Annotated in this window: 7 protein-coding genes and 2 rRNA genes; 2 read left to right on the top strand and 7 right to left on the bottom strand. The window is 40.0% G+C overall.

Annotated features, from left to right (window positions below):
* Positions 1 to 131: 131 nt before the first annotated feature.
* Positions 132 to 2,381, top strand: a complete 2,250-nt coding sequence (locus HP439_RS01915; RefSeq protein WP_172388660.1) for a glycoside hydrolase family 20 protein — start codon at positions 132 to 134, stop codon at positions 2,379 to 2,381.
* 234 nt (positions 2,382 to 2,615) lie between these two features.
* A complete protein-coding gene (carB, locus tag HP439_RS01910; protein WP_172388659.1) occupies positions 2,616 to 5,435 on the top strand; it encodes a carbamoyl-phosphate synthase large subunit in 2,820 nt (939 codons plus the stop codon).
* A 72-nt stretch (positions 5,436 to 5,507) separates the two neighbouring features.
* On the opposite strand, the gene HP439_RS01905 is transcribed toward carB, so the two are convergent.
* The 7 genes from HP439_RS01905 to HP439_RS01875 all read right to left on the bottom strand — a co-directional run.
* Entirely contained in the window at positions 5,508 to 6,593 is a 1,086-nt protein-coding gene (locus tag HP439_RS01905) for a formylglycine-generating enzyme family protein (RefSeq protein WP_172388658.1), read from the bottom strand.
* 81 nt (positions 6,594 to 6,674) lie between these two features.
* Complete coding sequence (locus tag HP439_RS01900; protein WP_172388657.1) at positions 6,675 to 8,090, bottom strand: Gfo/Idh/MocA family protein; 1,416 nt, start codon at positions 8,088 to 8,090, stop codon at positions 6,675 to 6,677.
* A 297-nt stretch (positions 8,091 to 8,387) separates the two neighbouring features.
* A complete protein-coding gene (locus tag HP439_RS01895; protein WP_172388656.1) occupies positions 8,388 to 9,692 on the bottom strand; it encodes a TolC family protein in 1,305 nt (434 codons plus the stop codon).
* A 3-nt stretch (positions 9,693 to 9,695) separates the two neighbouring features.
* The gene (locus tag HP439_RS01890) at positions 9,696 to 12,776 is read right to left on the bottom strand and encodes an efflux RND transporter permease subunit (protein ID WP_172388655.1); all 3,081 of its coding nucleotides are present in this window, start codon (positions 12,774 to 12,776) and stop codon (positions 9,696 to 9,698) included.
* A gap of 11 nt (positions 12,777 to 12,787) precedes the next feature.
* A complete protein-coding gene (locus HP439_RS01885; RefSeq protein WP_172388654.1) occupies positions 12,788 to 13,849 on the bottom strand; it encodes an efflux RND transporter periplasmic adaptor subunit in 1,062 nt (353 codons plus the stop codon).
* Between the two features lie 176 nt (positions 13,850 to 14,025).
* Positions 14,026 to 14,137: ribosomal RNA gene (gene rrf, locus HP439_RS01880) — 5S ribosomal RNA — on the bottom strand.
* A gap of 93 nt (positions 14,138 to 14,230) precedes the next feature.
* A 23S ribosomal RNA gene (locus tag HP439_RS01875) occupies positions 14,231 to 14,952 on the bottom strand; the annotation flags it as partial.

Raw genomic sequence — 14,952 nt, 5'->3', positions numbered from 1 at the left:
TTATTCCATTAATATCATGAAGGTATGATTGTAGTTACATTATCATATTTTTCAACTATGCTCATAAATTCTCTTCACTGCCTTTGATAAAAAATTAAGATATTTGTAACTCAACTAATTTGGTGTCCGCTATGCGTAATCTAATTCTTGTTTTACTCGCAATATTCATATCCTCTTCGATCACAGCTCAACATAAGGCATTGAATCTTATACCGAAACCAAATAAGATTACATACGGGGTAGGAACTACACAGATTTCGTCTTCGATGTCAATATATGTAACAGAAGAATTTAAAAATTTAGCACCTCTACTTTCCGCTTATCCCGAAATTGCCGCACTTCAAGTGGAAGTGATAAAAAAAGTAGGAAAAAAACACCACACTGGAATTCGAATATTTCCCGCAACGCCCCAAGATAAAATACAACCCGGCGCCTACAGACTACAAGTCGACGAATCTGGGATTTTAATCAAAGCTGGTGAAACACAAGCAATGATCTCTGGAATCTACACATTAGTGCAGCTCGGCTTACTAGAGCAAAATGCGAATGTCCTTCCTCAGCTTACTATTGATGACAGTCCCCGATTTAAATACCGCGGCCTTCATCTTGATGTCTCTAGGCATTATATGCCAGTAAGCTTTATAAAAAAGTATATCGATATCATGGCTCTCTATAAGTTCAATTATTTCCATTGGCATTTCACCGATGGCGCTGGGTGGCGATTAGAGATAAAAAAATATCCTGAGCTCACCAGGAAAGCCGCCTGGCGCACCCACACAAAGTGGAAGGACTGGTGGAACAATGGGCGCCAATATGTGGAGCAGGGGTCGCCAAATGCAAGCGGAGGATTCTATACACAAGAACAAGCAAGAGAACTTGTTGCTTATGCTGCGGCGAAAGGTGTCACTATAATACCCGAGATCGAAATGCCGGGACACTCCGAAGAAGTACTTGCGCTATACCCGGAATTATCTTGTACAGGAAAAGCCTATACCCAGGCAGAATTCTGTGTAGGAAACCCGGAAACATACACGTTTTTAAAAAATGTTCTTACCGAAGTTCTAGATATTTTTCCATCACCTTATATTCATATAGGGGGAGATGAGGCAAACAAAACACACTGGGAAAACTGTCCAAAATGTCAAGCATTAAAAAAAGAAAAAAAGCTAAAAACAGGTGAAGAACTGCAAAGTTACCTTATCAAAGAGATCGACAACTTCCTACAAGCTAATGGACGAAAACTAATTGGATGGGACGAAATATTAGAGGGCGGACTATCCGAGGGGGCAACAGTTATGAGTTGGCGAGGGGAAGAGGGAGGTATGAACGCGGCTAACATGGGACACGATGTAATAATGACGCCTGGAGAATATCTTTATTTTGACAGCTACCAAACAGATCCGCGAACTCAACCAGAAGCCATTGGAGGTTTCCTCCCTTTAGATAAAGTGTATTCCTACAATCCAATTCCTAATGGATTACCCGAAGACAAATCAAAACATATTCTAGGCGCACAAGCGAACCTATGGACCGAATATATTTCGACTTATCAGCAAGTCGAATACATGGCCTTTCCCAGAGCTATCGCACTCGCTGAAGTAAATTGGACCAATCAAGAGGACCGGAGTTGGTTAGATTTTAGACACAGACTTCAAGAACATTATAAAATATTACAAAAACTTGAAGTTAACTACTATCGCCCCTCCTACAATGTGAGATCCACGGTAACTTTCGACAAAGAAAAAAAGACGAACACGGTATCGCTTATTTCCGAACAAAGTAACCCCTTAATATATTACACAACTGACGGAACAACACCGACTGCAGACGACACTCCGTTCACGAACCCTATCATATTGAGTTCGACAAGTACAATCAAAGCAGCCTCATTCATTGACTCTGTTCAAGTTAGTCCTATTGAAGAAATAAAGCTAGATATACACAAGGGGATAAACAAAAAAATTCATTATAACACGCCATGGGAAGTTTATGCTGCTCAAAAAGAGTTTACTCTCTCCAATGGAGAGTTTGGAGGGCTCTCCTACCATGATCTCCAATGGCAAGGCTTTGTCGGAAACTTTGATGCTTATGTTGACTTTGAACGTCGAGAAGAAATAAAATCGGTAAGCATGCGTTTTATGCAATTGCCTGGGCCAGGTATCTATTTCCCTGACGAGTTTCACGTTTATTTATCCGACAACGGGAAAAACTATCGTGAAATCGAAGTGGTGAAAAATTATAGAAACTCGGAGAATCCGAAACTACAATTTCAAACTTTCCAGGTGGATTTAGTAAAGCCCCAGATGGCACGATTCGTTAAAGTAATTGCGACTAACCCAAAAGGAGGCTATCTAATGACCGACGAGATTGTCATTTATTAAAAGGGATAACTGTGGCAAAAACATCGGTATCTAGAAATTTTGACGATTTTGTATTCATTCGAATCAAAAAATGGTAAACAAATATTAAAAGTTATAGATAATCCACTAAATATTAATAAAATTAATGTAACTTTGCACTCCGACAAAGGAGTCGGAATTCCCTCCATTTTAAGGCAAATTTTCGACGCTTTGATCAACAAAAGACACTGAAGATTAATTTTTTGAATAAGAATAATGCCTAGAAACACCTCCATCAACTCCGTTTTAATCATTGGTTCGGGCCCCATTGTTATTGGTCAAGCCTGTGAATTTGATTATTCAGGATCTCAAGCTGCTCTATCGTTAAAAGAAGAGGGCATCGAAGTATCCATTATCAATTCAAATCCTGCAACGATTATGACCGATAAGGTTATTGCAGATCATGTCTATTTATTGCCGCTTACGTGTGAAAGCATCGAAAGCATTCTAAAAGAACAAAAAATCGACGCCGTGCTGCCAACCATGGGTGGTCAAACGGCATTAAATTTATGTATCGAAGCCTCCAATCTTGGATTGTGGGACGAATACAATGTACAAGTTATTGGTGTTGACGTTGCCGCCATCGAAAAGACGGAAAACCGTGAGGAATTTCGCAAATTAATGATCGATATCGGAGTGGGTGTTGCTACTTCTAAAATAGCAAACTCTTTTCTAGAAGGAAAAGAAGCAGCTCAAGAAATCGGATTTCCGCTTGTTATTCGCCCTTCATATACCCTTGCAGGTACAGGCGGCGGGTTTGTACACAAAAAAGAAGAATTTGATGCAGCATTAAACAGAGGTCTCCACGCATCTCCAACACATGAAGTACTTGTCGAGCAAGCCGTTTTAGGATGGAAAGAATTTGAACTCGAACTTTTACGTGATACAAATGACAACGTAATTATCATTTGTACCATTGAAAATTTTGATCCAATGGGAATACATACAGGAGACTCGATTACTGTAGCTCCTGGTATGACCCTTAGTGACAAATGTTACCAAGATATGCGCAACAAAGCAATTCGCATGATGCGCTCTATAGGGAATTTTGCTGGGGGATGTAATGTTCAATTCTCTGTGAATCCTGAAAACGAAGAAATCATTGCAATCGAGATTAATCCACGTGTGTCTCGCTCTTCGGCGTTAGCCTCCAAAGCGACAGGCTACCCGATTGCAAAAATTGCTGCGAAACTTGCTATCGGATATAATCTAGACGAGCTACAAAACCAAATTACAAAGACGACTTCCGCATATTTTGAACCTACATTAGATTACGTTATCGTAAAAATTCCTCGTTTTAATTTTGATAAATTTAAGGGAGCGAATAAAGAACTAGGCTTACAAATGAAGGCAGTTGGAGAGGTAATGTCGATAGGCCGTACTTTTATAGAAGCCCTTCAAAAAGCATGTCAATCGTTAGAAACTAATCGTTGGGGATTAGGCGCGGACGGACGACAACTTCGCAATTTAGAGGAAATTATGGATAGCCTTGAACACCCAAGTGGTGATCGCCTATTCCATATTAAAGATGCATTTGAACTTGGTGTACCATTAGAATCGATTAGAAAGGCAACACGAATTGACAAATGGTTCTTAGTCCAAATTCAAGAACTCGTACAATACGAAACAGAATTACGTAGATACCAACTAAATAATATACCTCGTGACTTTTTTGTCACATTAAAACAAAAGGGTTACTCTGATGCCCAAATTTCTTGGTTATTAGGTAATGTAACGGAAGATCAAGTATACAATCGTCGTAAAGAATTAGGAATTAATCGTGTTTATAAGATGGTAGATACTTGTGCAGCGGAATTCCCGGCACAAACACCATATTACTACTCGACATTCGAAGACGAAAATGAATCTGTAGTATCTGATAGAAAAAAAATCGTTGTATTAGGATCTGGACCAAACCGCATTGGGCAAGGTATTGAATTTGATTACTCTTGTGTACATGGATTGATAGCGGCGAAAGAAGCAGGGTATGAAGCGATAATGGTGAATTGTAATCCCGAAACCGTTTCAACAGATTTTAACATGGCTGATAAATTATATTTTGAACCCGTGTTTTGGGAACATGTTCGCGAAATTGTTGAATTAGAGAAACCTGAAGGAGTTATCGTACAACTAGGAGGCCAAACAGCCCTTAAAATGGCTAATCAACTCGAAGCGTTGGGTGTAAAAATAATCGGTACATCCTTCGAGAATATGGATTTAGCTGAGGACCGTGGACGATTCTCTGATCTACTAAAAGAACTTGATATTCCTTATCCAAAATATGGCGTCGCCACTTCAGCCGAAGAAGCTATCAAGGTAGCAAACGAAGTAGGCTACCCTGTTTTAGTTCGTCCATCATACGTACTAGGCGGGCAAGGTATGAGTATCGTAATCAATGACGAAGACCTAGAAAAAGCGGTGGTAAACCTACTTAAAAGTCTTCCTGGAAACCACATCTTAATTGACCATTTCTTAGATCGCGCCGAAGAAGCTGAATCAGATTCGATTTGTGATGGAGAAGATGTACATATTATAGGGATGATGGAACATATCGAGCCTGCGGGGATTCACTCTGGGGATTCCTCAGCGGTATTACCACCATTTAGCTTATCACAAAGCGTCCAAGATAAAATGGAGGAATACTCTGTTAAACTTGCTAAAGCGCTTGATGTAAAGGGGCTTTTAAATATCCAGTTTGCAATTAAAGACGACAAGGTGTTTGTTATAGAAGCGAATCCCCGTGCATCGCGTACTGTACCTTTCATTGCGAAGGCATATGATGTTCCGTATATAAACATTGCAACAAAAGTAATGTTGGGTGTAAACAAATTGAAAGATTTCAAAATTGAACGTAAGTTAACTGGCTGGGCTATTAAAGAACCTGTGTTTTCATTCTCTAAATTTCCTGAAGTGGATAAACAATTAGGACCAGAAATGAAATCTACAGGAGAAGCAATTCGATTTATCGACGATCTTCAAGATCCATATTTCCGCGAGCTTGTATCGAAAAAATCAATGTTCTTAAATGCGCAGTAAATGCCTGTTAAATTAATAGAATATTTAAGGCTCACATATTTGTGAGCCTTAAATATATCATTACAGTGAATTTCATTCTATTAGATCTTTCACGCAGCGGAAACCAACATTATTTGTTGGACTATTTTGTTCTCCTTTCCCCCTGCTTCCCGCTTTATATCGTTCACAATACTGGTCATTACATAAAAAAGACCCGCCTCTTTGCACACGTTTTATAGCGCCGGGTTCTTGTGGATCATGGGAATCTTTCGGTCCCTTTGGATCTATTTTATCGCTTAACGCATAATAATCTGGTCTGTAAAAATCAGAACACCATTCCCAGACATTACCCTCCATATCATATAGTCCCCAAGCATTGGAAGGAAAAGACTTTACCGGCGCAGTTGTCTCGAATCCATCTTCTGTGGTGTTGTTGGTAGGAAACGTGCCTTGATATATATTTGCTAACCATTTTCCTTTTTCCTTTTTTTCGCTTCCCCAATAATACATTTCATCGACATGTTTACCAGCCTTCGCTGCATACTCCCATTCAGCTTCTGTGGGTAGTCGTTTGCCTGCCCACTTTGCATATGCTTCTGCATCCTGATAGGCTAACTGCGTTACAGGATGGGCATCTTTTCCTTTTAAGTTGCTCTCGGGCCCCTCTGGATTCTTCCAACTTGCTCCTGGCACATAACTCCACCATTGCAAATGATCATTTAAAGATGTCACATTCTGAGGTGTCATAAAAACCGCGGATCCAGGAACCAACATTTTAGGGTCAACACCGGGAAACTCTTTAGGGTCTAAAGGTCTTTCCGCAAGCGTTACATAACCAGTTTCTTTAACAAATTTAGCAAACTGAGCATTCGTAACTTCATGTTCATCCATTAAAAAGGAGGATACTTCTATTTCGTGTATTGGTTGTGCATCGGCGAAGTTTGCAGATCCCATCTGAAATTTCCCTCCAACAATTCGGACCATCCTCATGTCATCCTTTCCAACATTATAAGAACTAGTGTCGGAAATATTTGTAAATCGAGACGGTATATGTCCTGTATGGCAGACCGCGACAGAATCACTCGCAAAAATGGTTTCTTGGTTTTGCTTGCTATTCGATTGACAGGATCCGAGGATCACAGATCCTACCAAAACGATTTTCAAGGTTGTTGATATCATATCACTAATATAGTCGAAAAATTTTGAGCAAAAAAAAGTCCAGTAAACTACTGAACTTTTTTTTATTTTAATAAGGCCGACCTAGCCAACGTTCAATTGATTCCCTTGACCTTTAACAACCTTAGCACGTATTTTGGTATTACCTCCACCGTTTAATGTTAAATCATGTGGTTTATTAGTTTTCCAGCCTCCTTTCGTGAAGTCAGGAATATTAACCGACTTACTGTTTTTGGCAACGGACTCACAACTTAAAGGCACGATCGAGCTCCATGCAGCCCCATCATATACACTTTGATCTAAAGGTAGTCCATTACGTAAACAATCGATTAAACGCCAATCCATCATAAAATCCATACCCCCATGACCACCAACGTCTTTAGCTTGCTGTCCAATAAATTTCACCAATTCAGGTGTATATTTATCGTACAAACCCTCCAGCTCATCTTTTTTAATAAACGAATGCCCAAAAGCGATATTTTCAGTTGGATACTTTTGTGCAAAACCCTTCGTACCACTTAATAAATGTATCCGAGAATATGGGCGCGGAGATGTAACATCATGCTGGAGCATAATAGTTTTCCCCTTTTCTGTTTTGATTAACGTCGTGTCCATATTGCCTCGATATTTTTTACCAACAAACTCTTCGTAAAAAGAGTCTTTAGCAGCAAGCTCACGAGCAGTATCTCCCATCATAAAATCGTTTGATTGCATTGCTACTAAATGAGTCATCCGATCGCCGCAATTGATATTTAAACATTGAGCAATTGGACCAACACCGTGAGTTGGGTAAAGATTACCATTCATTTTAATATTTTCACGTAATCGCCACATATTATCATATCCTTTTTTATTGAAATTCAAATCCAATAAATCGTGGATATATGCACCTTCCGCATGAACTAGCTCACCAAACATACCTTGTCGCGCCATATTCAATGTTAACATTTCAAAGAAATCATAACAACAATTCTCAAGCATCATACAGTGTTTCTTTGTTTCCTCGGATGTTTTGATAACCTCCCAGCACTCTTGAACAGTTAAACCAATTGGAACTTCTGTTACTGCATGTGATCCCGATTTCATAGCCGCAATAGCCATTGGCGCATGATACGCCCAAGGTGTGCAAATATACACAAGGTCTAATTCAACCTCTTTTAGCATTTGTTGCCATCCTTCTTCTCCTGAGTAAGACTTCGCCTCTTTCAAGCCTTTATTCGTAAGAATTTTTTGCGCTTTAGTTACACGATCAGCATGTTTATCACATAACGCTACTATTTCAGCTCCTTCAATATAAGAAATACGATCGACCGCTCCTGGGCCACGCATTCCCAGTCCAATGATAGCAACCCTTACTTTTTCGATTTTCGGAGCCGCATACCCGCTCATATTAAACGTCGGTACCGAAGCTAAAGCTCCGTTATTAATAGCCGGCAATGTGATAGCAGCACTTGAAAGAAGCGTAGCTTTCTTTAAAAAATCTCTTCTATTTGAATCCATGTGTTAGATAAATTTAACGTTTACATTAAAGGGGACGACAATAAGCGCCCCCTCTAAAATCACCTATTTTAAAACAAACTAAACAGTCTATTGGGATAACCGATTACAACTACTAGAAACAGACTATAAAAGGTTATAAGCAAGAATCACTTTCGTGTTTGCTTATACAAGTATAATAGTATTCACCTCTAAAAAAAAACAAAAAATTAAAGCAAACGTTTGTTCAATTTTTTGTTAACAAAAAAGATACAAGCTATCAACTAAGGAATTATCAACCAATATCAATTCAAAAAATTACTAAAAATCGATTTCGCCGATTAACTCTTTAAGTTGTACCTCCGAAAGTTTAGCCTGTAATTGCGCAGCATTATAGCGTGAAATAGCATCAATAAAATTCTCCTGCGCATCTCTGAATTCAATAGCACTGATAGATCCAATATTAAATTTCGCTAATGTAATTTCTAGATTTTGACGTGCTATTCCTTCATTTGTACCTTCAAGTTTCAGCAATTCAAGATTAGTCAAGTAAGTTTGAAACGCTGTTTTAAGATTAGTCTGGACAAAATGTTGTTGTTGCTCCACTTGAATAGTGGCATTATCCACGTCCAACTTAGCAATCTTCTCATTTCTGCGCTGGTTAAATCCATCAAAAATATTCATACTCGCTGTCACACCATAGTTCAGACCGCGGGCCCTAGAACTTGCCACAAAGCCTAAACTAGATTCAGACTGAGAAAAATTATATCCACTATTTAATCTTACAGTAGGGTATCGAGACGCTTTTGTTACCTTAAGATCCAATTCCGCTATTTTCCTATTTAGTAAGATCAGTTGAAGATCAGGATTAAATTTATTAGCTTTCTCATAAAGCTCACTAAAAACTAGAGTTTCGTCGATATTAACATTTCTATCAACTTCAAAATCGATATCAAGATCACGGACGAGGATACTGTTTAGATTCGTCTTAAGGTTTTTTACAGTTTCTGCTTGCCGTAATCGCATAGAAATATCTTCATTTAAATTAACCTGGACATTCAGTACCTCCAGCTTAGCTGCTTTACCAATTGAAAAACGATTTTCCGCAGTTCGAAGACGCTCTTTTGATATTTGGATACTCGAATCAAGCGCGCTCAGTAGATTGTTCTGCTCGACAATCGTATAATAAAGCGTAATTACATCCCCTACCGTAGTTAAGACCTGTCGCTTTACTTGGAGATGCCCTTGTTTTTCAAGTTCTTCAAGTTTATCATAACGAGCAAACATTCCCATACCGTCAAAAATTGTCCAGCCTAAACTTACCCCATAACTTAAACTATTATTCTTGGCATTATCGAGCGAGCGTTCGACGCCCGTATTTTGAATTTGAGTGGAATTCTGACTGCTATTGCTTTGCGTTAGATTCGCTGTCACCGTTGGCAATAGTCCAGCATTTCCGAATGTCTTATTCTCCTTTGCTACTTCCAATCCATTCTTTGATAAACGAATATCATAATTATTTTCTAACGCAATTTTAACCGCAGTTTCAATTGTTAAAACCTGTTGAGAATACAAAGGAATAACGGCAAAAACAAAAAAGAATCCTGTTAATAATAATTTATTCATAAACTAGTTTTCCAAGTTTTCAAATTCCACTCTTTTCACGCGATTACGAGAGAGCATTAAATAAAACGCCGGAATGACATACAACGTCAATACCAAAGAAAACATTGTCCCACCAACGATAACAACTCCCATTCCGATACGACTAGTTGATGCGGCACCTAATGAAAGAGCAATCGGTAACGCTCCCAGCGCAATGGCCAATGACGTCATCAATATCGGACGCAATCTTGCTTCGGATGCAGCGAGTACAGCATCATATTTGTTATAGCCCTGATCTCGCAACTGGTTAGCAAATTCCACGATAAGAATTCCATTCTTAGTAACTAGACCGATAAGCATAATGGTACCAATCTGACTAAAAATATTCCATGTCTCCCCGAACAGCCACAATGAAAAAAGAGCTCCACCTACCGCCATCGGAACTGTCAAAAGTATAATTACCGGATCCATAAAACTTTCAAATTGTGCAGCAAGTATTAAAAAAATTAACAAAACTGCTAACCCAAAAGCAAACAAAGTATTGGATCCACTCTCAACGAAATCACGCGCTTCACCCCCAAGATCAGTTGTAAAAGTTTCGTCGAGAACCTTTTCTTTAATGGCATCCATTACCTTTAGCCCTTCATCCATACTACGCCCTGGCGCAAGTCCTGCAGACACCGTTGCCGACATATACCTGTTATTATGGTATAGCTGTGGAGGGCTACTCCGCTCTTCAATTTCAACAATGTTATCGAGTTGAACCAACTGCCCATTATCACTTTTAACAAAAATGGCAGCTAAATCCATTGGCGTGGCACGATCTTTTTTATCGAACTGTCCCATTACTTGATATTGTTTACCGTTCATCATGAAATAGCCAAAACGTTGCCCTGATAAAGACATTTGTAAGGTTTGTGCTATGTCTAAAACAGAAACACCCATTGATTGCGCCTTCTCGCGATCGATAGAGACATAAACCTCCGGCTTGTTAAATTTTAGATTAACGTCTACAATCGAAAAGGTTTTATCCTCAGCAAGCGCGTTCATAAACAAAGGTATCTTCTCTTCCAAACTCTGAAAGTTGGGGGCTTGTATGATGTACTGAATAGGAAGCCCTCCGCGCCGATTTACTGCGATAGTCGGTTGTTGGGAAACAGAAACGCGAGCCTCTGAATACTGCTTAGTAAGCGTAGATAGGTGATCAGCAATTTCTCCTTGCGCACGTTCCCTTTTATCCGGATCGACAAGGCCGAGTCGTATAAAACCGCTGTTGGATGAAGCAGAACCAAACCCTGGTGAAGTGATAACCAGGTTGACCTTTTTCTCAGGAACAGAATCATTAATTAGCATGGTTAACTCCGTCATAAACCTATCCATGTAATCATATGATACCCCCTCCGGCGCTGAAGCACGTAAACTTATATAACTTCTATCATCATATGGAGCTGTCTCTTTTGGAAGCACAGTATAAAATCCATAAATCAAAGCAAAACATCCTATAATTACGACAAAGCTGAGCCATTTAAATTTTAGAAACCCTCGTAAAGAATTCTCATACTCACTATTCATCGCCACAAAATATCGTTCGGTACGATTATAGAATGCAGACTTCTTTTGCTCACCGCCCTTCATTAAATAAGCATTTAACATAGGAGTTAATGAAAGAGAAACGAACGCTGATATCAAAACAGCAGCACCTATAACAACGCCGAACTCTCGAAACAATCGCCCAACGAACCCTTCCAAAAATATTACTGGTAAGAAAACGGCTGCTAGAGTAATCGAAATTGAAATTACAGCAAAAAATATTTCGTTCGAGCCCTTAATCGCTGCTTCAATCGGAGACATTCCCTCTTCTACCTTTTTGAATATATTTTCAGTAACAACAATTCCATCGTCAACAACTAGCCCTGTTGCCAATACGATAGCTAATAATGTAAGAACGTTTATTGAAAAACCACAAAGATACATTATAAAAAAGGTCGCAATTAGCGAGACAGGAATATCAAGTAAGGGCCGAAATGCGATTCCCCAATTTCTAAAAAACAAATAAATAATAAGTACAACTAAAACAATTGAAATAATTAATGTTTCAGCAACCTCTAAAACCGCACGTTTTACAAACTGTGTATTATCTATAGCAATATTCAACTCAAAACCAACCGGTAAATCATTTTGAAGTTTATCATATTCCTGATAAAACTTTTCAGCTATATCTAGATAATTAGTCCCTGGCTGAGGTATCACTGCCAATGCTACCATTGGGAAGCCGGAATCGGACATCTTAGTTTCGAAATTTTCAGCTTCCAGTGCTGCATTCCCAACATCTTTTAATCGAATTATTCGATTATTGTCAACTTTAATAATAATGTTGTTGAAGTCGTCTTCGGTCGCTAAATTTCCCACCGTTTTGACGGCAAGCTCTGTATTTTCACCAGTCAGTTTACCAGATGGCAATTCAACGTTTTGATTATTTAGTGCATCGCGAACATCTAGTACAGTTAAACCGTATGAGGCTAACCGAATTGGATCAATCCAAAGGCGCATAGCATATTTGCGTTGACCCCAAATTTGTACGGAACTAACGCCAGGTATGGTTTGCAGACGTTGCGCAATTACATTTTCTGCATAGTCAGAGAGTTCGAGGACATTTTTGGTGGTGCTTTGGACCGTCATCGAAATGATTGGCTCGGAGTCTGCATCTGCTTTGGATACGACAGGCGCAGAATCAATATCTTGGGGTAAGCGTCTTTGAGCTTCAGACACTTTATCCCGTACATCGTTAGCGGCCTCTTCTAGGTTCTTGCCCAAGTTAAATTCAATCGTAATATTGCTGCTCCCTTGATTACTCGATGAAGAAATATTTCGAATTCCATCAATAGCATTTATAGATTTCTCAAGAGGTTCCGTTATCTGAGATTCTATAATATCCGCATTAGCTCCAGAATAGTTTGTCCGCACGGATATTTGTGCAGGATCAATCGATGGATACTCCCTGACACCTAAAAATGTGTAACCAATGATCCCGAATAGGATCAACATTAGATTCATTACAATTGCTAAAACGGGACGTTTTATGCTTATGGTCGATAAACTACTCATATTTTCCTATTTTAACGTAGCTCCACTTCAACTGAACTTCCATCACGTAATGCCATTACTCCCGATGTTAAAATCGTATCTCCCGCAGAAATACCTTTTGTAACCAATACACTCGCTTCAGTACGCCCTCCAGTTTCAACAAGAACTTCCCTTGCAATCCCATGTTGTAATACAAACAATTTCTTGCCGTTTTGTACAGGGACTAACGCCTCCGCTGGAACTAAAAGCCCTTCGTCGATTGTTTCAAGTGGAAATATTACATTGGCAAAGGTTCCAGGTATAAGTGCGTAATCATGGTTGTCTGCTATTGCCCTGACCCGCAATGTACGTGTGTTTGCGTCGATGGCCGGTTCAGTCGCATAAATGGATGCTACGAATTCCTGAGATTGTTCTTGGACCGTGAATGTTACAGTAACACCGTTTCGAACTCGACTAGCATACTTCTCTGGAATAGAAAACTGAAGTTTTACCTTATTCATATTCACCAGTTGTGCTATATCAGTAGTAGGTGTAATGTAGCTGCCTTTGGAAATATTCCTTAAACCGACTTTTCCAGAAAACGGAGCGCGAACTTGCGTTTTACTAAGCTGAGCCTCGATCAATTTAATCTGTGACTGCGCCGTTCTATAATCTGCACTAGCTATGTCATATTCTTCTTGGCTTATGGCTTGCTTTTCTAAAAGGAGCTTTGCTCTTCGTTCATTCTCTCCAGCCAATTCATTTCGTGTGTTCGCTTGGGCAAGCTGAGCACGCAATTCAGCATCATTAATACGAATCAACACTTGGCCAGCACTAACCATCGTCCCTTCTTGGAAACTCAGCTCTTCAATTATTCCTGAAATCTCGGACCGAAGGGTGACAATTTCGTTTGGTTCAATAGAACCAGTTAAAGAGAGATAATCAGAAAATGGCTGTCCTTGGACGACAACTCCATATACCTTTGCTTCACTGCGCTTCCCTCCGGCGGCACCTTGCGCCTCTGTCTTCTTTCGATTATCAATTATTCGATAGGCCACCAAAACGCCGACAATAACTAAAATTATAATTAACAAAATTGCTACTTTTTTACTCATGATTTTGTCTTTTCAGAACTAACGGTTTTATCACACAAGATACCCCATTTAAATGGATCCGACATGTAAAAATCTTAATATAAAAGTAGAGGAAGCTAGCTTAAAACAGCAGGATTAATCAGCAAAAAAAGGCACAAAAAAAACCCCTCCAATTACTTGAAGGGGTTTTGTATAAAATTAGGCACCGACCTACTCTCCCACCTGTTACGGCAATACCATCGGCTCTGGCGGGCTTGACTGCTCTGTTCGGAATGGGAAGAGGTAGACACCGCCGATATAGGCACCTGAATATCTTTATGTTTTAAAGAACATTCTCGGTCACTTTAAAACTATGACAACATTGAAAGAAAAGTTAAGAAGGAAGACAACAGAAATCTACCGGCGTGGAAAGCTTCGGGTTATTAGTACTACTTGGCTTTGGTCTCTCAACCTTTACACCTATAGCCTATCAACGTCGTAATCTCCAACGACCCTATAAGGAAGTCTCATCTCGTGGCTAGTTTCGCACTTAGATGCTTTCAGCGCTTATCTATTCCGAACGTAGCTACCCTGCCGTACACCTGGCGGCATAACAGGTTCACCAGCGGTTCGTCCAACCCGGTCCTCTCGTACTAAGGTCAGATCCACTCAAACTTCCAGCGCCCACAACAGATAGGGACCGAACTGTCTCGCGACGTTCTGAACCCAGCTCGCGTGCCACTTTAATGGGCGAACAGCCCAACCCTTGGGACCTTCTCCAGCCCCAGGATGTGACGAGCCGACATCGAGGTGCCAAACCTCCCCGTCGATATGAGCTCTTGGGGGAGATCAGCCTGTTATCCCCAGAGTACCTTTTATCCTTTGAGCGATGGCCCTTCCATACAGAACCACCGGATCACTATGTCCGTCTTTCGACCCTGGTCGACTTGTTGGTCTCACAGTCAAGCAAGCTTATGCCATTGCACTCCACGTACGGTTACCAAGCGTACTGAGCTTACCTTTGAAAGCCTCCGTTACCTTTTTGGAGGCGACCACCCCAGTCAAACTACCCACCAAACAATGTCCTCGACATAATCGAGTTAGAAACCGAATACCTAAAGGGCGGTATTTCAAGGTTGATTCCA

This window comes from Sphingobacterium shayense (assembly GCF_013179575.1).
In the GTDB taxonomy this organism is placed as follows: domain Bacteria; phylum Bacteroidota; class Bacteroidia; order Sphingobacteriales; family Sphingobacteriaceae; genus Sphingobacterium; species Sphingobacterium shayense.
This window is presented reverse-complemented; position numbering and strand designations above follow the sequence as displayed.